Origin of the sequence: Kitasatospora sp. NPDC057738 (assembly GCF_042798815.1) — a bacterium.
GTDB lineage: Bacteria > Actinomycetota > Actinomycetes > Streptomycetales > Streptomycetaceae > Kitasatospora > Kitasatospora lactacystinica.
This window is the reverse complement of sequence record NZ_JBHVJT010000005.1, coordinates 1,829-19,446: the sequence shown is the minus strand read 5'-3', so window position 1 is coordinate 19,446 and position 17,618 is coordinate 1,829. Positions and strand designations below refer to the sequence as shown.

At 73.4% G+C, this 17,618-nt stretch carries 19 protein-coding genes and 1 riboswitch; of the genes, 12 read left to right on the top strand and 7 right to left on the bottom strand.

Going from position 1 to position 17,618, the window contains the following annotated elements:
- Positions 1-60 precede the first annotated feature (60 nt).
- On the top strand, positions 61-1,134 hold the full coding sequence (locus tag ACFVGO_RS04120) for a hypothetical protein (protein ID WP_359911380.1): 1,074 nt from the start codon (positions 61-63) through the stop codon (positions 1,132-1,134).
- Between the two features lie 99 nt (positions 1,135-1,233).
- Positions 1,234-1,376: riboswitch (SAM riboswitch) on the top strand.
- Positions 1,377-1,576: 200 nt separating this feature from the next.
- On the top strand, positions 1,577-2,290 hold the full coding sequence (locus ACFVGO_RS04115) for an IclR family transcriptional regulator (protein WP_359911426.1): 714 nt from the start codon (positions 1,577-1,579) through the stop codon (positions 2,288-2,290).
- Between the two features lie 42 nt (positions 2,291-2,332).
- On the opposite strand, the gene ACFVGO_RS04110 is transcribed toward ACFVGO_RS04115, so the two are convergent.
- Positions 2,333-3,586 (bottom strand): threonine/serine exporter family protein, encoded by a 1,254-nt coding sequence (locus tag ACFVGO_RS04110; protein ID WP_380630806.1) that lies wholly within the window; start codon positions 3,584-3,586, stop codon positions 2,333-2,335.
- Positions 3,587-3,680: 94 nt separating this feature from the next.
- A complete protein-coding gene (locus ACFVGO_RS04105) occupies positions 3,681-4,631 on the bottom strand; it encodes an NADP-dependent oxidoreductase (protein ID WP_380630805.1) in 951 nt (316 codons plus the stop codon).
- Between the two features lie 181 nt (positions 4,632-4,812).
- On the opposite strand from ACFVGO_RS04105, the gene ACFVGO_RS04100 reads away from it, so the two are divergent.
- Entirely contained in the window at positions 4,813-5,763 is a 951-nt protein-coding gene (locus tag ACFVGO_RS04100) for a GlxA family transcriptional regulator (protein WP_380630852.1), read from the top strand.
- Positions 5,764-5,900: 137 nt separating this feature from the next.
- Complete coding sequence (locus ACFVGO_RS04095) at positions 5,901-6,371, top strand: DIP1984 family protein (RefSeq protein WP_359911388.1); 471 nt, start codon at positions 5,901-5,903, stop codon at positions 6,369-6,371.
- A 286-nt stretch (positions 6,372-6,657) separates the two neighbouring features.
- Here ACFVGO_RS04095 and ACFVGO_RS04090 read toward each other — a convergent pair whose 3' ends face one another.
- Positions 6,658-7,236 carry a hypothetical protein gene (locus ACFVGO_RS04090; RefSeq protein WP_380630804.1) on the bottom strand — a complete coding sequence of 193 codons (579 nt, stop codon included), beginning with the start codon at positions 7,234-7,236 and terminating at the stop codon, positions 6,658-6,660.
- A 66-nt stretch (positions 7,237-7,302) separates the two neighbouring features.
- Here ACFVGO_RS04090 and ACFVGO_RS04085 point away from each other — a divergent pair, with 66 nt between their 5' ends.
- The gene (locus tag ACFVGO_RS04085; RefSeq protein ID WP_380356310.1) at positions 7,303-7,446 is read left to right on the top strand and encodes a hypothetical protein; all 144 of its coding nucleotides are present in this window, start codon (positions 7,303-7,305) and stop codon (positions 7,444-7,446) included.
- A gap of 67 nt (positions 7,447-7,513) precedes the next feature.
- On the opposite strand, the gene ACFVGO_RS04080 is transcribed toward ACFVGO_RS04085, so the two are convergent.
- Entirely contained in the window at positions 7,514-8,056 is a 543-nt protein-coding gene (locus tag ACFVGO_RS04080) for an RICIN domain-containing protein (protein WP_359911393.1), read from the bottom strand.
- 285 nt (positions 8,057-8,341) lie between these two features.
- Here ACFVGO_RS04080 and ACFVGO_RS04075 point away from each other — a divergent pair, with 285 nt between their 5' ends.
- Both ACFVGO_RS04075 and ACFVGO_RS04070 read left to right on the top strand, forming a co-directional pair.
- A complete protein-coding gene (locus tag ACFVGO_RS04075) occupies positions 8,342-9,340 on the top strand; it encodes a winged helix-turn-helix domain-containing protein (RefSeq protein ID WP_359911396.1) in 999 nt (332 codons plus the stop codon).
- 98 nt (positions 9,341-9,438) lie between these two features.
- Entirely contained in the window at positions 9,439-9,945 is a 507-nt protein-coding gene (locus ACFVGO_RS04070) for a hypothetical protein (RefSeq protein WP_380630803.1), read from the top strand.
- Positions 9,946-10,025: 80 nt separating this feature from the next.
- Here the strand turns inward: ACFVGO_RS04070 and ACFVGO_RS04065 are convergent, their stop codons facing one another.
- On the bottom strand, positions 10,026-11,057 hold the full coding sequence (locus tag ACFVGO_RS04065; protein ID WP_380630802.1) for a HEAT repeat domain-containing protein: 1,032 nt from the start codon (positions 11,055-11,057) through the stop codon (positions 10,026-10,028).
- Positions 11,058-11,309: 252 nt separating this feature from the next.
- Here ACFVGO_RS04065 and ACFVGO_RS04060 point away from each other — a divergent pair, with 252 nt between their 5' ends.
- The 3 genes from ACFVGO_RS04060 (at position 11,310) to ACFVGO_RS04050 (ending at position 14,106) form a co-directional block, all read left to right on the top strand.
- Positions 11,310-11,855, top strand: a complete 546-nt coding sequence (locus tag ACFVGO_RS04060; protein WP_380630801.1) for a GNAT family N-acetyltransferase — start codon at positions 11,310-11,312, stop codon at positions 11,853-11,855.
- Between the two features lie 130 nt (positions 11,856-11,985).
- Positions 11,986-12,528, top strand: a complete 543-nt coding sequence (locus ACFVGO_RS04055) for a GNAT family N-acetyltransferase (protein ID WP_359911408.1) — start codon at positions 11,986-11,988, stop codon at positions 12,526-12,528.
- A gap of 78 nt (positions 12,529-12,606) precedes the next feature.
- The gene (locus ACFVGO_RS04050) at positions 12,607-14,106 is read left to right on the top strand and encodes a glycoside hydrolase (protein WP_380630800.1); all 1,500 of its coding nucleotides are present in this window, start codon (positions 12,607-12,609) and stop codon (positions 14,104-14,106) included.
- 110 nt (positions 14,107-14,216) lie between these two features.
- Here the strand turns inward: ACFVGO_RS04050 and ACFVGO_RS04045 are convergent, their stop codons facing one another.
- Both ACFVGO_RS04045 and ACFVGO_RS04040 read right to left on the bottom strand, forming a co-directional pair.
- On the bottom strand, positions 14,217-14,558 hold the full coding sequence (locus ACFVGO_RS04045; protein WP_359911414.1) for a hypothetical protein: 342 nt from the start codon (positions 14,556-14,558) through the stop codon (positions 14,217-14,219).
- 148 nt (positions 14,559-14,706) lie between these two features.
- Positions 14,707-15,012: a hypothetical protein gene (locus ACFVGO_RS04040; protein ID WP_359911417.1), complete on the bottom strand. Its 306-nt coding sequence runs from the start codon at positions 15,010-15,012 to the stop codon at positions 14,707-14,709.
- Positions 15,013-15,200: 188 nt separating this feature from the next.
- Here ACFVGO_RS04040 and ACFVGO_RS04035 point away from each other — a divergent pair, with 188 nt between their 5' ends.
- Together ACFVGO_RS04035 and ACFVGO_RS04030 are read left to right on the top strand one after the other, a co-directional pair.
- Entirely contained in the window at positions 15,201-15,632 is a 432-nt protein-coding gene (locus ACFVGO_RS04035) for a hypothetical protein (protein ID WP_380356343.1), read from the top strand.
- 506 nt (positions 15,633-16,138) lie between these two features.
- The gene (locus ACFVGO_RS04030) at positions 16,139-17,368 is read left to right on the top strand and encodes an alpha/beta hydrolase family protein (RefSeq protein ID WP_380630799.1); all 1,230 of its coding nucleotides are present in this window, start codon (positions 16,139-16,141) and stop codon (positions 17,366-17,368) included.
- Positions 17,369-17,618: the final 250 nt, after the last annotated feature.

Genomic DNA, 17,618 nt, shown 5'->3' with positions numbered 1-17,618 from the left:
CGTCCCCGGTCGCCCGGCCGCCGTCCGGCCGACCACCACGGCTCTCGGAGGCGGACCCCCATGAACACCGACCTGCTCCACCGGCTGCTCGACGTCGACCCGGCCGCCGGACCGGTCGACCTGCTCCACCGCGCCCGGGGCGAGCGCCACCTCCCGTACCTGGTGCTCGCCGCGCTCGCCCGGGACGGCGTCCGGATGGGCCGGCACGCCCGCGCCGAGCTGCAGCGCGCCCGCGACCGGGCCGAGTGCTACGCGGGCGTCGCGCGCGACCTCGCCGACGCCACCGGGGTCCGTCCGATCCGCGACCTGCCACTGGCCGGCTACTACCCGCCCGACCTGCCCCGGCCGCTGGCCGAGCTCGGCCTCGTCAGCCCCACCGAGGCCACGCTCTGGCAGGCCGTCAACCGGCTGGTCACCGATCACCCGGTGGAGTCCGTGGAGGTCACCCTGTTCGGCGAGCGGCCCCGGCACACCGCCGTCACCCTGCGCTGGCCGGGCGAGGACCCGCTGCTGGACCCGTGGTACCAGGTACGGGTCGCCACCGCCGCGCTCACCGGCGACCTCGCCACCGTCCCGGTCCGCCCCTACCTGGCCGCCGACGACCACGTGGAATGCCTGATCGCCCTCGCCGAGGAGGGACTCGGGCGGGCCTTCCTCGCGGGCGACGTGATCGACGTGGCCCAGCTCGCCGGGCAGCCCTTCGACCCCGTCGAGACCGCCGCGGTGGTCGCCGCCTACCGGCTCGCCCCGGAGGCCGCCGCCCTCCTCGACCTCGCCGCCGAACACGTGCCGCTCGGCTCCCTGCGGGACGTGCGCACCGTCCTGGAGACCGAGGTCGCCCCCGAACGGCGCCGCCGCCGCGGCCGCCACCGCCCGCTCCGGCCGCGCCACGGCACCCTGCTGCGCCGCACCGTCATCCGGCACCGGTGGGACGAGGCCCTGCTGCTCCCGGCCGGCGACGCGACCCTGCTGCTCACCCCGGTCGCCGACTACCTGCTCGGCCCCGAGGGCACCCGGCCGACGGCCTCCGAACGCGCCGCCGCCCTCGACGCCCTGAATGCCTGGGACGCCACCGCCCCCGGCGGCCCGGACCGGGCCCCGTGCACCGGCCTGTCGGAGCCGCGCCACCGCTGAGCGGGCCCGCGGGCGGCGGCCGGGGGTGGGAGTCGGAGGTGGGGGTCGGGGGTGGGGGGGCTTGCCGAGCGGCCCGGGAAGTCTTGTATCGTTCCTGGCGAATCATCCAGAGGGGTGGAGGGACCGGCCCTACGAAGCCCCGGCAACTCCCCGTTCGACCCGGCGTCCGAAGTACGCGCCGTGCCGTCCGGGGGCAGTGCCAACTCCGGCCTGTCGCCACTGTGGCGCGGGAAAGATGAGGAGACACGGTGCTCTCTGTGCTGTCCTTCGCCCGGGCGCTTCCCGCCCCGGCGCTTTCGCGTACCCGTCTCGTGCCCGGCGCAGGCATTCGGCCGTTTCCCCCGGCCCGTCCTCGCTGACCACACCCCCCGGCTCCCCGCCAGGAGCCGCCGTGAGCAGCGACCGTCCGCTGCTCCGGGCCCCGAGACTGGAGTACCCCCACATGGAGAACACGAGCGGCGTCGGCGTGCTCGACAAGGTCACCTCGATCCTCGGCACCCTGGAGGCCGGCCCCGTCACGCTGGGCGGCCTGGTCGCCGCCACCGGCATGGCGCGGCCCACCGCCCACCGGCTGGCCGTCGCACTCGAACACCACCGCCTGGTCAGCCGGGACACCCAGGGCCGGTTCATGCTCGGCCCGCGGCTCGGCGAGCTCGCGACGGCGGCCGGGGAGGACCGGCTGCTGGCCGCGGCCGGCTCGGTCCTCACCCAGCTGCGCGACATCACCGGCGAGAGCGCCCAGCTCTACCGCCGGCAGGGCGAGGTGCGGATCTGCGTGGCCGCGGCCGAGCGCCTCACCGGCCTGCGCGACACCGTTCCGGTGGGCGTCACCCTCCCCATGAAGGTCGGCGCCGCCGCCCAGATCCTGCTCGCCTGGGAGGAGCCCGAACGGCTCCACCGCGGACTGCAGGGCGCCCGCTTCACCGCCACCGCGCTGAGCGGGGTGCGGCGCCGGGGCTGGGCCCAGTCGGTCGGCGAGCGCGAACTCGGGGTCGCCTCCGTTTCCGCGCCGGTCCGCGGCCAGTCCAACCGGGTGGTCGCCGCCGTCACGGTCTCCGGCCCGATCGAACGCCTCACCCGGCACCCCGGCGCCCACCTCTCCCAGGCCGTCGTCGAGGCCGCCCACCGGCTCACCGAGGCCCTGCGCCACCCCTGAGCGGGGGCTTCGCCCGCGTCGGGGGCCCCGCCTGCCCCGGGCTCAGGCCCGGGGCAGCAGCACGGCGCGGGAGGGACGCGGGATCCGGCTGATCACCGAGCCGATCAGGGTGCCGATCGACACCCCGAAGACCGCCGACACGGCCGTCAGCACCGACTGCGCGCCGTTCCCGACCTCGATCTGCGCGGTGTGCAGCAGGCCGAAGGAGCCCGGTACCACGATCCAGAACGCCGGGAGGTAGAGCACCTGCCAGAGCGGACCGCCCGGCAGCCAGTGCACCAGGGTGGCCGCGGCCGCGGCGGTGACCGCGCCGGCCAGGCCGCCGACCGCCGCGCCGTGCGCCGACCCCACCACCACCTGGACCGTGACGCTGACCGCGATCACCACGACGATCCACGGGACGGCCGAGGGCGGGGTGTTCACGCTGACCACCACACCCGCCACCGCGAGCGCCAGCCCCAGCGCGATCACCCACCAGCTCGGCCTGGCGACCTGTACGTCGGCCAGCGCGGCGGCCGGCACGCCGGCCGCCGTCGCGGCCGCGGCCACCCCGGCGAGGAACAGCGCCAGCTGCACCGCACCGGACACCAGCCGGGCCGTACCCGCGCTGGACGCACCCGCGGCGATCTCCGACAGCCCGGTGACGAGCAGTCCGCCCGGCAGCAGGATCGCCAGCGTGGCCACGATGGTCCGCAGCGGGCCCTCCAGCAGCCCGGCCCGGGCGAGCGAGAGGACCAGCAGCGCGACCAGGAAACCGGCGGTGACGGGCAGCAGCGGCCGCAGGTACGGCAGCCGCCGGGCGAGCACGGTCAGCCCCACGACGATCAGCGAGCCGAGCCCGGCCGCCAGCACGTTCGCCGCCACCGGCTGCAGGAAGAGACAGACCCCCACCCCGACCGGCAGCGCCCCGAGGTCCGACACCCACGCGGGCCGGCGGGCCGGCGCCCGCCGGATCCCGTCCAGCTCGGCGAGCGCCCGGGACCCGTCGAGCTCGCCCGCCCGCAGCCGGTGCACCAGGTGGAGGACGTCGGCCGTCTGCTCGAACCGCAGCGCGGTGCCGACCGGCTGGAACCGGGTGGCGTCGTCCGGCCCCAGCGCGACGAAGAGCCCGTTGGTCAGGGCGGCGACCCGTACGTCCGGCGCCCCCAGCGCCCGCCCCAGCCAGTGGAGTTCCTCTTCGACGTCATGGACGGGCAGGCCGCCGCCCAGCAGGGCTTCGCCCAGTTCGAGCAGCAGACGGCGGAGCGGGTCGGGCGGGGCGTCGATGCCCCGGACCGGGGGAGACTTGCTTGGCATGGCAGGTATCGTCCCATCCCGCCCGAATCGGTCCGACTCTGCCCCGGTCTGATCGGTTCTGCTCACCGTCCGCCCGTGACACCGCCGGGCGCTGTCACGGGCGGACGGTGAGCACCAGCTTCCCCGTGACCCGGCCCGTCTCGCCCTCGGCGTGGGCCTCGGCGGCCTCGGCGAGCGGGTAGGTGCCGGAGACGTGCACGCGCAGCTGTCCGGACTCGGCGAGGGCGGCGATCGCGGCCATCCCGGCCCGGTCGTGCTCGACCAGCAGGGTCTTCGCCGTCACGCCCAACTCGGCGGCACGCTCGGCCAGCCCGTCGAGGTCGTGGGGCAGGATCGACACCAGGACGCCGCCGGGCCGCAGCGTCTCCAGGGAGCGCAGCCGGTCCTCCCCGCCGAGCGGGTCGAGGACCACGTCGACGTCCCGGGCCTCCTGCGTGAAGTCGGCGGTGCGGTAGTCGATCACCTCGTCCGCGCCCAGGTCCCGGACGAAGTCGTGCTTGGCGGCGGACGCGGTGCCGATGACGTACGCGCCGCGCGCCTTGGCGATCTGCACGGCGACGTGCCCCACGCCGCCGGCCGCCGCGTGCACCAGGACCCGCTGCCCGGGCCGGACCCCGGCGGTGTCGACGAGGGCCTGCCAGGCGGTGAGCGCCACCAGCGGGAGCGCGCCCGCCTCGACGTGGGTCAGTGCGGCGGGCTTGGGCGCGAAGGCCCGGGCGGGGCCGGTGACGTACTCGGCGTGCGAGCCGGCGCCGTACGGGTAGGGCAGCATGCCGAAGACCTCGTCGCCCGGGGCGAAGAGCGAGACGCCGAGGCCCACCGCCTCGACGGTCCCGGAGACGTCCCAGCCGAGGGTGAACGGGGGCTGCCCGAGGAAGATGCCGCGCTCGCGGTGCTTCCAGTCGGTGGGGTTGACCCCGGCGGCGTGGACGGCGACGAGGATCTGGCCGACGCCGGGCGTGGGCCGTTCGACCTCGGCCTCGTGGAGGACGCCCGGGGCGCCGAGGGTGGTCTGGGTGACGGCTCGCATCGTGTTCGTGGTCATGGACCAAGCCTGCGACCGGGGCCCTGACCTGCGAAATGGCAAGATTGCCAAAGACCGATAGGATCGTGCCATGTCTGCGATCGCACCCCGCGGCCACCGCGGCTCCGGCACCCCTGGTCTCCGCGGCACCTCTGGTCTCCGCGGCGCCCGCGGTCTCCCCGGCGACCGGCCGCCGCACCGCGTGGTCGTCCTCGCCCTCGACGGCGTGTACCCCTTCGAACTGGGCATCCCCAACCGGGTCTTCCCCGGCGTGCCGGGAGCGTACGAGGTGGTGACGTGCGCCGCGACCGACGACCGGACGGTCGCCACCGACGCCGACTTCACGATCACCGTCGGGCACGGGCCCGAGGCGCTGGAGAGCGCCGACACGGTCGTCATCCCGCCCTACGCCCTGCACCGCGTCACCGCCGACCTGCCGGAGGCCGAGCGCGCGGCCCTCGCCCGGATCCGCCCCGGCACCCGCATCGTCTCCATCTGCACCGGCGCGTTCGCCCTGGCCGCCGCCGGCCTGCTCGACGGACGCCCCGCCACCACCCACTGGGCGCTGGCGCCGGCCTTCCGCCGGATGTTCCCCCGCGTCGCCCTGGACGCCGACGTGCTGTTCGTCGACGACGGCGACATCCTCACCTCGGCGGGCGCCGCCTCCGGCCTCGACGTGTGCCTGCACGTGGTGCGCTCCGACCACGGCAGCGCCGTCGCCAACCAGGTCGCCCGGCACTGCGTGGTGCCGCCCTGGCGCGAGGGCGGCCAGGCCCAGTACATCGAACAACCGGTGCCGCCGGAGGGCGCCAACGGCACCGCCGCGACCCAGGCCTGGGCCCTGGAACGCCTCGACCGCCCGCTCGCCCTGCGGGAGCTGGCCGCGCACGCGCGGATGAGCCCGCGCACCTTCGCCCGCCGCTTCCAGGAGGAGACCGGCACCAGCCCCGGCCGCTGGCTGATCCAGCAACGGCTGCACCGCGCCCGCCACCTGCTGGAGACCAGCGACCTCCCGGTCGACCGGATCGCCACCGAGATCGGCTTCGCCACCGGCGCCTCGCTGCGCCAGCACCTGCACGCGGCGATCGGGGTGTCGCCCCAGGCCTACCGCGCCACCTTCCGCGGCCGGGCCGCCGCCCCGGGCGAGGCCTGAGCAGCCATCGGCCCGGCTGCCCGCTCCGGCTCCGGCTCTGCCGCTGGTCAGGGCCCCGATGGAGCGGAAAACCAGGTGCGGACGGGCCGGTTCGCACTCGTATACTCGTGCGAGCTCAGAGAGGGGGAGGTGCGGAAATGAAGCTTGCCGAGGCACTGGCAGAACGCGCGGAGGCGACGCGCCGCACGGAACAGCTGCGGGCGCGCATCGTCAGCAGTGCGCGCCACCAGGAGGGGGAGACGCCCGCCGAGGACGCGGCCCAGCTGTTGGCCGAGGTCGGCGAGGTGCTGGACGCCCTGGAGACGTTGATCCGGCGGATCAACCGGACCAACGCCACCGTGGAGATGGGTCCGGACGGCACGCTCACCGATGCCCTCGCGCGCCGGGACGTCCTGCGGTTGCGTCACTCCGTGGTCACCGCGGCGGCGGACGCGGCGGCGGGGACGGGTGACCGGGGATACGGCCGGCAGCTCCGGTCCGAGCTGATGATGCTCTCCGCGCTCCCGGTCGCCGAACTGCGCGGCCAGGCGGACGCGCTCGCGCGGGAGATCCGCGAGGTCGATGTGCGGATCCAGCGCACGAACTGGGAGGTCGATCTGCTGGACTGACGGTCCGGCATGTTCGGACGATGTGGAGCAGGTAGCAGCTTCGGAGGCGTGCACACACCGAGGGCCGGCGGTATTCCGGCCCACTCCTGGCGCGTGAAGAGCAACGCGGGGTTCGACTCCCCATCAACAGTGCAGCTCAGCACCGCGTACAGGTAACCGTGCACAGCACACAGCACATCACCACGTGCAGGTCCGAGGCGGCGAGGGCGGGTTCGGGGCATTCCACATCGCAGCTCCGCGCAGGAAGTCGGCGGGGCCTCGGCCTGAGCGGGTGAAGCGCGCCGGCTCAGGCGTGGAGCGTGACGTGGGGCAGCGGGCGGCCTTCGGTGTCGAACAAGGCGGCGCCGCAGTCGCAGTGCTCGTCGGCGAGGGTCTCGGTCGGCGGCAGCTCCCACACCAGCATCTGCGAGCAGTCCGGGCAGTTCAGGCTGACCAGGGTCTCCTCGGGCTCCGAGCCCCAGGCCCGCACCGGGAGGCCCTCGTGCAGCAGCCCGGTCGGCTCGCGCCCACCGGTCAGCGCGACCAGCAGTTCGTAGGTGTCGGTGCCGTTCTCCCGCACCAGGAGCGTGCGGCCGAGGTCCGCCAGCACGCCGGCGAGGTGGTCGAGCTGGCGGACCGGGAGGTCACCGCGGCGCAGTGTCGGGTCGGCCTCGGCCGCCCGGTGGACCACCTCGGTGTCGATGCCCGCCGGTTCTGCCCCGAAGGCCCGTACCCGGCCGGCCACGAATGCCGCCAGCTGGCCCGGGTGGTCCTCGCCGGTCCAGTCCATCGTGAACATCACCCGGTCGACCCGGACTCCCCGTGCCCGCTCGTCGGGGGTCAGGACCAGCGCTTCCAGTTCTTCCGACTCTTCCAGCTCCGTCATGGCGATCACGCTATCAACGGGCCGGGCGGGCGTAGGTTCGAAGCAGTCGTGAACCGGGGGGAAGCGATGAGGCTTGTCCCGCGGCGCCGTGATGCCGCCGCTCCAGGGGTCGTCGGGCTCGCGCCGGCCTCCTGCACCGCGGCCGATCAGGTGGGCTTCGGGAGCGTCGTCGGCAGGAAGCTCGTCTCCTACGAGCACGTCTGCGCCTGAACCGCCGTCCCGGCCGGGGACGTCCGGACGTCCGAACGCCCCCGGCCGGGGTCGTGGTCGACCGGACTCAGCGCACCACCCAGAGCTGCGTGGTGGTGCCGTCGCACGGCTGCTGACGCACCTCGCGCCGGCTGCCCGACGGCGCGCCCGCGTCCGCGAGGCACAGGCCGGTCGCCCGGTTCTTGATGGCGATCACCCCGCTGGCCTGGGCGACGTGCTCCCAGCGCTGGCCCTGGCTGTAGTTGCAGCGGCGCTGGATGATGGTGGCGCCGGCGTCCATGCCGGTCGGTTCGAGGCAGAGGCCGGAGTTCGCGGCCTTCATGTCGGTGGACGGGTCGCCGAGGTAGGTGTCCGTCCAGAACGACTGGTTCGAGGCGAGCTTGCAGTCGAACTGCTGGAGCAGCGCGCCCTCGGAGGTGGAGCCGCCGCGGATGTCGAGGCACTTGTTGTAGGCGGAGACGTTGGCGTAGCGGTGCTGCACCGGGTCGGCCTGGGCGGGGGTGGCCAGCGTGGTGGCGGCGGCGAGCACCGTGCCGGTGGCGACGAGGGAGCGGACGACGAGGGAGCGGACGACGAGGGAACGGGCGACGGACTGACGGGTGAATCGCATGACGGTTTCACTCCTCACCAGAGTCGGGGCGCCACCTCGGGGCGCCCTCGGCGGCCAGTCTCACGAAGCGCTGTGCTCGCTCCCAAGACCCTTCGGGTTCCATCGAATCCGGGCGCCCGTCGTCCGCCGAAACGCCAAGATCCGGTCAGAGCCGGGCAACGCCACCGCGAGCCGGAGCCGTCCGTCTACGGTGGGCGGAAGGCCGCAGGGGGCGGAGGCCCGGCGGGGGGCCGGTGCCGGGACGCGGCCGCACCCTCGGGAGCCCCCGTGACGCGAGGAGCAGGATTGCTGCGCATCCACTTCACCCCCGACGACCTGACCAGGGTTCGGATCACGCGGGCACCCGACCCGCTCACCGAGACGGTCCTGAGCCTGTCCCTGGTGCAGGCCCGCGGCGTGGGCGGGGTGGCGTTGGAGGGCTGGCGCAGCCGGACCCGCACGCTCCTGGGCCCCGAGTCGCGGCTCCTGTTCGAGCTGGCGACCGCCGCCGGCGCGGCGCAGGCCCCGGAGGCCTTCCTGCACGCCGACGCCACCACCCTGGCGGACAGCCTGGACCACACCTGGTCGCTGCCCGGCCGGCTGTGGGCGGCGGACCTGCGGATCCTGGAACGCATCCGGCCGAGGGTGCCCCGCTGGATCCGCGAGCTGCACCGGGGCGACCGCGAATGGCGCGCCTTCGTCGGCCGCGGCCTGCGCGGGTACCACTCCGTCGCGATCGCCCCGTACTGGTCCCAACTGCTCGCCGCCGCGCACACCGAGCGCACCGCGCGGGCGCTGCTCGCGGCGGACTCCGGGCTGGACGGCCTGCTCGGCTCGCTGCACCCCGACATCCGGTGGGAGTCGCCGGTGCTGGAACTGCCCTGTCCCGTCGACGCGGACCTGCGGTTGCGGGGCACCGGCATCGTGCTCGCGCCCACCTTCTTCTGGCCCGAGCCGATGGCGATGACCGACAACCGCGGCCCCGAGCACCCTCCCGTGCTCCACTACCCGCTGGCCCGCGACCTCGGCACCTACCGGTCGGTCTGGGCCCCGGCCGCCGCGGCGGAACCGGGCGGCGCGCTCGTCGCCCTGCTCGGCGCCACCCGCGCCCGCACCCTGCGGGCGGCGGCCGACCCGGCGGGCACGGCCGAACTCGCCCGCCGCACCGGCACCTCGCCCGCCACCGCGAGCCACCACGCCACCGTCCTGCGGGCCGCGGGCCTGCTCACCACCGAACGCACCGGCCCCGGCGTCCGCCACGCCCTGACCCCACTCGGCGAGGCGCTCCTCCAGGACCGCCCCTGAACCCCGCCCGGACGGGGCCGCGACCGGCCGCGTCCTCCCGCGGTGAGCTGTGACGACCCGCGAGGACGCACCGGCGATCATGCCGCTACGGTTCCTCCGTGACTTCTCCCGCCTGGACCGATGACGAGATCGTCGCCGGCCTCCACGAGTTCGCCGAGGCCCGCGGTCTTCCCCTGCCCGCACCGACGAAGGCCGCCGACGAGTTCGAGGCCCTCACCGGATTTCCGATGGCGCCGCTGCTGCGGAGGATCTACTGCGAGGTCGCCGACGGCGGCTTCGGACCGTACGGCGGCGTCGTCTCGCTCACCGAGTCGAAGCGGCGGTTCAGCCACGAAGGGTCCCTGGCGCGCGTCTACCGGAAATGGGCCACCGAGCCGGGCTTTCCGCCCGGCGTGGTGCCGTTGGTGACCCTCGGCGGTGTCATCTGGTGGTGCCTCGACCTCAGTACCCCGGAGGGCGCCATGTGGGGCATGGACGAGAACGCCTGCGACCACCACTACGCCTCCCCGCAGGACGTCACCCTGGCGGAATGGCTCACGGACTGGCTCCTCGGGAACGACACCTTCCCGACGATTCCCCCCGTTCCCGACTGCTCCGCCTGCTGACGGGCGGCCGGCCCGGCTCCTCGGGCCGCAGCTGGACCGGCCTCCACTTGATCGCCAACTGCCTTCACCCTAGGGGGAGTTCAATCCTTCCGGTGGCCGGTGGCCGTGCGGTCCGACCGCGTCACCGGGTGGTCGCCGCAGACCAGTTCGGCCGCCCGCAGCGGATCGTGGCCCGCGCGTGCGAGCAGTGCCCCGACGTCGTAGCCGGGTGCGTCGGGGCCGCTGCCGAGGCCGAGCGTCAGACCGGGTTCGCAGCGGGTCGCCCAGACCGCGGCCGACAGCTCGGGCCGCAGCCGCTCCAGGGCGCGCACCAGCGCCCAGGCGGCCTCGTCGAGCCGGGCCGTCCGTGCCGGATCGCAGGCGGCGAGGGCCTCGGCCACCCCGTGGTCGTCCGGGTCGTAGTCCTCCAGCAGCGGCAGCAGTTCGGGGGCGCCGAGGATCTCCGCCGCCCGGAAGGTGAGGACCTCCGCGCCGTCCGGATCCGCCAGCAGTTCGCTCAGGGGCGCGGTGGCGCGCGGGTCGCGCCGCCGCGCCAGACCGCGGACGCCCTCCGCGCGGACGTCCGGGTCCGCGTCCCGGGTTCGTTCCCAGAGGGCCGCCCGGACCGCCGGGGTGTCGGCCCCGGACTGGAAGCCGAGCGAGAACGTGGCCCAGTTGCGCACCTCCGGGTCCGGGTCCCGGGCGAGGGCGATCAGCGCGCGGACGTCCGGCCCGTCGGGCAGCCCGCTGTCGAAGCCCCCGAGGGCGATGGCCGTCCGCTGCCGCACCTCGGGGTCCCGGTGCCCGGCCAGGGCCACCAGGACGGGCACGGCCCGCCGGTCCTGGGTCCGATCCAGGGCCCGGGCCAGCGAGCGGAGGACTTCGGGCTCGGACTCCCGCGCGGCCAGGGCGACCAGGGCGTCGGCCGCCCCGGCCCGGACGTCCTCGTGCGCGTCGCTCGCGAACCCCAACAGGTCGCAGCCCAGGGCCCGTTCCACCGGCCGAGGCGAACCGAGCAGGTCCAGCGCGCGCGCCACCGCCCCGCGCCCGTCGGCCTCGGCGGCCCGCCGCAGCAGTCCCTCGCACGCGTGCCGGTCCTGCGCGCCGAGGGCCTGCCCGACCAGCTCTGTCACCGGTTCCGCCGTATCCCCGTCCCTGTTCATCCCGGCAGTCTCGCGTACGGCGCCCGCCCCGCGCACGGCGGCTTCCGCCCCCGTACCTCGGCCCCGCACGCGGCCCGGCCCGGCGGCCGGGCGTTCCGCTCCGGTGGGCCGGGGCCGGGGCCGGGGTCGGATCCGGGGTCGGGGCGAGGGCCGGGTGGCGGGGGCCGCACCCGTCGCCGTAGCGTGCGGGTTCGGGACGACGCCGGACGGCGGGGAGGTGACATGGCAGGGCAGGACGCGCGGTTCGCCGCCTACGCTCCGGACCCGGCCGAGCGGCCTGCTCCGGTGACCGCGGTGGTGGCGGAGGCAACCGGGGACGATGTGCCGGGGCTGGCCGCGATCCAGGCCCGGGCGCGCGGTGGTTCGGCGGGCGCATGGGCGGACCGCATCCGGCGGGCGCTGTGTGCTGAGCGCAGCCTGGTGATCACCGCGAAGGTGTCCGGTGAGGCCGTCGGGTACGCGAGCGCGGCGTTCCTGCCCGAGCACGTCGGGGACGGTGCCCCGGCCGGCCACTACCTGACCGGTGTCACGGTGGATCCCGACTGGCGGCGTCGTGGAATCGCGAGGCTGCTGACCCGGCGCCGGATGGAATGGGCGTGGGGAGGAGGGTCGGCCGTCTGGTGCTTCATCTCCGCCAGGAACCGCGCCTCGCTCGACCTGCACCGGGAACTCGGCTTCGAGCAGGTGGGGTTCGGCGCCTCCTTCCAGGGCATCAATTTCGCCGGTGGCGAGGGCCGGCTCCTACGAGCGGACCCGCCGCGACCGTGACGGCGTGCCACCTCGTGCGAGCCGGGCTCACCCGTGCCGGCGGCGGCCGCCGCCTGACGCGGCACCAGGCATGGATCGAAAGTGTCCGATGAGGATGGCGGAGAGCCACTTGCTGATCCAGAATGACGGAATGGTCACGCTTGAGACTCCCCGGTTGATCCTGCGTCGCTGGCGCGAGGCGGACGTCGCGCCCATGGCTGCCGTCAATGCCGATCCCGAGGTGATGCGGTGGATCCGGGACGGCAGCGTCCGTGACGAGCAGCAGACCCGCGCCGGGATCCAGGCGTGGGAGGGCGAGTGGGAGTCGCGGGGCTTCGGCCTGTTCGCGGTGGAGATCCGTTCCACCGGCGAGCTGGCCGGGTTCACCGGCCTTTCGGTGCCCGCATTCCTGCCGGAGGTCCTGCCGGCGGTCGAGGTCGGCTGGCGGCTGGGACGTTCCCACTGGGGGCAGGGCTTGGCCACCGAGGCGGCTGTGGCCGCTGTCCGGTTCGGGTTCGAGGAGCGAGGGCTGGAGCGGATCGTCAGCATCGCCCAGGTGGGCAACGACGCCTCCGAACGGATCATGACCAAACTGGGGATGCATCCGGCCCGTGAGACCGTCAATCCCACCAGCGGTAGGCGGGTCCGGGTGTTCGAGCTGTCGTCGGCCCAGTACGCCGCAGCCACGCGCTGAGCCCATCGCGATTTCGACGGTGCGCGATACAACTGGCACCCCCGCGACCGCGGGGGATGACGACTTGTGGGGGAACCGATGGAACGACGTACGCTGCTGCGCGGACTCGTGGGAGTGCCGCTCGGCGCGATGACGCTGATCTCCGGAACCGGGCGTTCCTGGGCGGGCCAGCCGATCGGAACGATCGAGGTCAAGCCGCCGGCGCCGAACGTGGAGTGGACCCGCCGCTGGGAGGGGTGGGGCACCACGCTGGGCTGGTGGGCGAACCGGATCGGGCCCCGGGACGACCTGTCCGACCTGCTGTTCACCCGCAACACCGTCCCGTTCCTCGGGCACCAGCTGCCGGGCCTGGGCATGAACATCGTCCGGTACTGCGCCGGCGGGTCCGGGAGCAACACCATCGGCTCCCGGAAGATGGCGTCCCCGCTGGACGGGTTCAAGAAGATCGAGGGCTTCCAGCTCGACTGGAACTCCGACGACCCGTCCTCGTCGAGCTTCGACTGGACCCTGGACGCCAAGCAGCGGGGCGTGCTCCAGCAGGCGAAGGCCCGGGGCGTGGACACGTTCGAGCTCTTCGCCAACTCGCCGATGTGGTGGATGCTCAAGAACGACAACCCGGAGGGCGCCGCCGACGGCCTCTGCAACCTCCAGGACGGCAACTTCGACCGCCACGCGGCCTACCTGGCGACGGTGGCACGGTATGCGCACGACCACTGGGGCATCGACTTCGCCTCGGTCCAGCCGTTCAACGAGCCGGGCCTGAACTGGGGCAACAAGGCGGTGATGGACACCACCCAGGAAGGCTGCTACTACACCCACGCCCAGCAGGCCGACCTCATCCGGCGGACCCGCGCCCAGCTGGACGTCCGGGGCCTGACGGGGACGCTGGTGGCGGGCCTCGACGAGAACGGCACCGCGCTGGCCCGCAACACCTGGACCAGCCCGGAGTTCGACGACGTGACCAAGGCTGCCGTCGGCCGGGTCAACGTGCACGGCTACGACGAACTCGGCGGCGACCGGGTCGGGTTGTACGACGCGGTGTCCGCCGACGGCAAGCGGATCTGGAACTCCGAGTACGGCGACGGGTGGGCGCACGGCCTGGCCCTCGCCGAGAACCTGCACGCCGACCTGCACCTGCTCCACCCTTCGGCCTGGGTGGCCTGGCAGATCCTCGACTGGCACGGCTTCGGTGCGATCAACTTCGACAGCGGGGAACTGGTCGAGGTCAACCCCAAGTACTGGGTGCTCGCCCAGTACATGCGGCACATCCGCCCGGGGATGACGATCATGGACACCGGCCACAACAACGCGGTCGCGGCCTACGATGCCGTCAACCACAAGCTGGTCGTGGTCGCCTACCTCCTTGAGGACGCGCAGTGGCTCACCTTCGACCTGTCGGCGTTCTCGCAGCCGGGCGTGCACGGTGCCGCGGTCAAGCGCTGGGTCACCGGCGTCGGCGCCGGTGACGGCCAGCGCTACCAGTACTACGCGGACACCGTGATGAACGGCGGGCGGTTCTGGTCCGACTGCGGTGCCTACAGCGTCCAGACCTTCGAGGTCTCCGACGTCCACCTGTAGCCGTTCGCGTCCCCGGCCGGGCCCGCCCCGGCCGGGGACCTCCGTCGGCCCGGTCGAACTCCCGGACCGGATCGAGGAAGTGCCCCGCATCCGGGCTTCCGGAACACCCTTCAGCGGTCGCTGAGCTCCTCGGCGAGGATCTCCACCTCCTCGCCCGGGCCGGTGATCGTCAGCCAGTGCAGCACGCGGCGGTTGGCGTGGTGATGCAGGAGATGACGGGCCTCGGGCGGCCACGGGCCGTGCTGAGGCAGTTCCCGCACGAGGACCTCGTCCACGAAGCCGCCGTCCGGGTCGCCCAGGTCGGCTCTCGCATGCACGATGCCGACCAGGCGCAAGGTCGCACTGGCGCTCTCCGAACTCAGCACGAGGACAGCTTCGCTGGGTTGCAGGTCGGTCCGCAGGACGAGTGACGTCAACCAGCAGAACTGGCCGCGCAGCTCTTCGAGGCTCACGGTCGAACACTATCCGAGCAGTCCCAACAAGGCCGAACTTCATGAGCGGGGTTCGGGCTTCCCGGACTGCTCGGGGTCCAGCTGTTTCGGAGCGTTGACGTGCGCGGGAAGTCGACGGGCTCGACTTCCCGCGCGGAGTGGGTGGGGGTTATGCCGGGTGCTCGTGGGCGATGGCCCGGAGGACGTCGGCGAGCCACGTCAGGTGGTGGCTCAGTGCGCGGTCCGGGTCGGCGACTACGTCCCGCAGGTGCTGCCAGGATTCCGAGAGCTGTCCGATGGTGAGTTCGTCCGGCTCCCGGGTGACGTCGTAGAGGTCGTTCGGGGGGATGGACCAGAAGTAGTCGTTGTCCAGGGCGACGGCATCGCCCGCCGCAGCGGCTTCCATATGACGGAGTACGACGTCGAACGAGCTGCGCAACTCGGCGAAGGACACGGACAGATGTTCATCAGTCATGATCACCATCATGCGGGACCGGTGGGGGTGAGCAGGAAGTCGGCGGGGCCGACTTCCTGTGCGAGGTGGTCGGGTGTCAGGCCTCGGGCGCTCGTGCACCGGGGTCGAGGGGGGCACTGCCGGCTCCGAACCCGCCGGATACGGTGAACACCGGGCGGCAGCAGTGGTGTTCGGAGGGGGAGATCGACATGGCGGCAGTCAGCGTTCCGGGACCTGAACCGGAGTGGGAGGAAGCTCCCGCGTACCAGGGCGGGAAGCGCAACCCTGCGTTCCAGCCGAGCGTGTGGGAGTACGCGGCAAGCTCGTTTCGAGTGGTGGCGGGGCTGCAACCGCCCCTGGCGGCGCTCGCGGCCCGGTTGCGACTGACCATCGAACGAGGCTGGGAAGACCTCGGCTACGTGGACGTTGCCATGTTCCGCATCGGGACGACGGACTTCGCGTTGAGCGAGCTCGAAGGAGCGACCGTCCCGTACACGTTCGTCTGGGTGAGCCGCTCGGTGGACGATGTGGACGCGGCGCTCGGTGTCCTGCTCAACGCCCTTGGCATCGGCCGCGAGGCGCTGGCCTTCCGCGGCACCGTGGAGACCGGCTTCGAGAACTGCAACGGCTGGCCCGGGTAGGGCCGACGGCCGGGCCCACCGCTCGCACGGCTTCGGACCCGAGTGTTCGGCCTCGAAGATGCTCCCGTCGCCGAACGTCGGCTCCATCAGGTGCACCAGAAAGGGCCGGTGACCGTCCATCTCCTGGGCAGCAGCCGCCGTCGGCGCCTCAAAGCCCAGCCGCTCCGAAGGCACGTTGACGTCGAAGTATCCGTGGCGCCGCTGCTCGAAGCGGGTGGAGAGCCTCGCATCAACGCGCTGAACTCGGCCGGCGCAGCCGAGGGGACAGGCTCCGCCAGTTCGATCACAAGGGTCGGACCAGCCATGCCGGGGCCTGGTGCAGCGCCGCGTTGATCCTTCGGGGGTTCATGCGGCTTCGCGTGGGCTGCCGTCGAAGGGAACCCGCGCGCCGCACGACATACTCCCGGCGGATTACTCCGGTACCTCGCGGGGGCTACGAACGACACCGGAGTGTTTACATCCACGGGCCGATTCGACACGGAGCCGCGGAACCTAGCGTCGATCCCATGAAACGCAATCGCCGTATCAGCGCTGTCGCGGTGCTGGCGCTCGCCGCCCTCGTCACCGGAACCGGCGCCGGGTTCGCCGCCACGACCACACCGTCGGCCACACCGTCGGCCACACCGGTGGCCACGCACGCGTTCGACACCGCACCGGCCACGGCCACGGCCACGGCCACCGCGCCCACGCGGTCCTTCCAAGGCACGCTCCCCGCGCCGACCGGCCCCTACGCCGCCGGCGAGGACGTCATCCACCTCACCGACGCGAGCCGTCCCGACCCGTGGGTGCCGTCATCCGGCCCCCGCCAACTGGCCGTCACGATGGTCTACCCGGCAGTCCCCGGGACCGGGACGCCGGCCCCTTACATGACCCTCGCCGAGGCAGCCGGAGCCATCCAGTTCCGGGGGATGCCGGCGAGCTCCGGCGTCACCCCACAGAACCTTTCCGGCGTCACCACTCACGCCTTCGACGGCGCGCGGCCGCAGCGCGGCAAGTATCCGCTGGTGGTCCTCTCACCCGGGTTCGAGGACCAGCGCATGACGCTCACCTCGCTCGCGACCGACCTGGCCAGTCACGGCTACGTCGTCGCGCTCGTCGGCCACACCTACGAGGACAGCGGCGAGACGCTGGCGAACGGCCGGACGCCGACGTGCGCGATCTGCAACAACCCGGCGCTGGACTTCGACTCCGTCGCCGCCAGCCGCGCGCTGGACGTGTCCTTCGTGATCGACCGGTTGACGCACGGCAGTACCGCGTGGCGCCTGGCACACCTCATCGACAAGCACGAGATCGGCATGGCCGGACACTCCATCGGCGGAGCGGCGGCCGCCGCCACGATGATCGCCGACCCGCGAGTACGGGCCGGAGTGAACATGGACGGCTCCTTCCACCCGGCCCCGATGCCCGGCCGGATCAACCGGCCGTTCCTCATGCTGGGCGCGGCCGCCAACCACTTGCCCAGCAGCCACGACACCACGTGGGGGCAGGCCTGGGCCGCCCTCGGCGGCTACAAGAAGTGGCTGACGGTCGCCGGCGCCGACCACACCAGCTTCACCGACCTGGACGTGCTTCTGGAGGAGGCCGGGTTCCCGACGCCGCCCCTCTCCCCGGAACGCGGGGTGGTGATCACCCGCGAGTACGTGACAGCGTTCTTCGACCAGACGCTGAAGGGCATCCACAGCCCGCTGCTGGACGGCCCCTCGCCGAACAACCCGGAAGTGGCCTTCCAGGACTAGGGCAGTGCCGCGTTGATCCTTCGGGGGTCCATGCGGCTTTGAGTGGGCTGCCGTCGTAGGTCCAAGCGGCAGGGCTTGGCGTCGTGTTCGTCGCAGGCCAGGACGAAGGTGTCGATGGCCGCGGGCGGGTCGTTGCGGGAGGCGGGACGGACGCGGGAAAATGGGCAGCGGGGGGGGGGGGGGGAGAGACGCCCTGCTCCCCGGGAGGGGTTGAGAAAACAACCCTCCCACAGGCCTGCCCTCTCGAAGG

Coding starts and splice junctions, on each gene's coding strand:
- ACFVGO_RS04105 (WP_380630805.1), bottom strand. CDS start 4,631: ATGACCACGAACACGATGCGAGCCGTCACCCAGACCACCCTCGGCGCC.
- ACFVGO_RS04085 (WP_380356310.1), top strand. CDS start 7,303: ATGAGGCTTGTCCCGCGGCGCCGTGATGCCGCCGCTCCAGGGGTCGTC.
- ACFVGO_RS04120 (WP_359911380.1), top strand. CDS start 61: ATGAACACCGACCTGCTCCACCGGCTGCTCGACGTCGACCCGGCCGCC.
- ACFVGO_RS04055 (WP_359911408.1), top strand. CDS start 11,986: ATGGTCACGCTTGAGACTCCCCGGTTGATCCTGCGTCGCTGGCGCGAG.
- ACFVGO_RS04110 (WP_380630806.1), bottom strand. CDS start 3,586: ATGCCAAGCAAGTCTCCCCCGGTCCGGGGCATCGACGCCCCGCCCGAC.
- ACFVGO_RS04030 (WP_380630799.1), top strand. CDS start 16,139: ATGAAACGCAATCGCCGTATCAGCGCTGTCGCGGTGCTGGCGCTCGCC.
- ACFVGO_RS04050 (WP_380630800.1), top strand. CDS start 12,607: ATGGAACGACGTACGCTGCTGCGCGGACTCGTGGGAGTGCCGCTCGGC.
- ACFVGO_RS04040 (WP_359911417.1), bottom strand. CDS start 15,012: ATGACTGATGAACATCTGTCCGTGTCCTTCGCCGAGTTGCGCAGCTCG.
- ACFVGO_RS04060 (WP_380630801.1), top strand. CDS start 11,310: ATGGCAGGGCAGGACGCGCGGTTCGCCGCCTACGCTCCGGACCCGGCC.
- ACFVGO_RS04080 (WP_359911393.1), bottom strand. CDS start 8,056: ATGCGATTCACCCGTCAGTCCGTCGCCCGTTCCCTCGTCGTCCGCTCC.
- ACFVGO_RS04115 (WP_359911426.1), top strand. CDS start 1,577: ATGGAGAACACGAGCGGCGTCGGCGTGCTCGACAAGGTCACCTCGATC.
- ACFVGO_RS04095 (WP_359911388.1), top strand. CDS start 5,901: ATGAAGCTTGCCGAGGCACTGGCAGAACGCGCGGAGGCGACGCGCCGC.
- ACFVGO_RS04090 (WP_380630804.1), bottom strand. CDS start 7,236: ATGACGGAGCTGGAAGAGTCGGAAGAACTGGAAGCGCTGGTCCTGACC.
- ACFVGO_RS04035 (WP_380356343.1), top strand. CDS start 15,201: ATGGCGGCAGTCAGCGTTCCGGGACCTGAACCGGAGTGGGAGGAAGCT.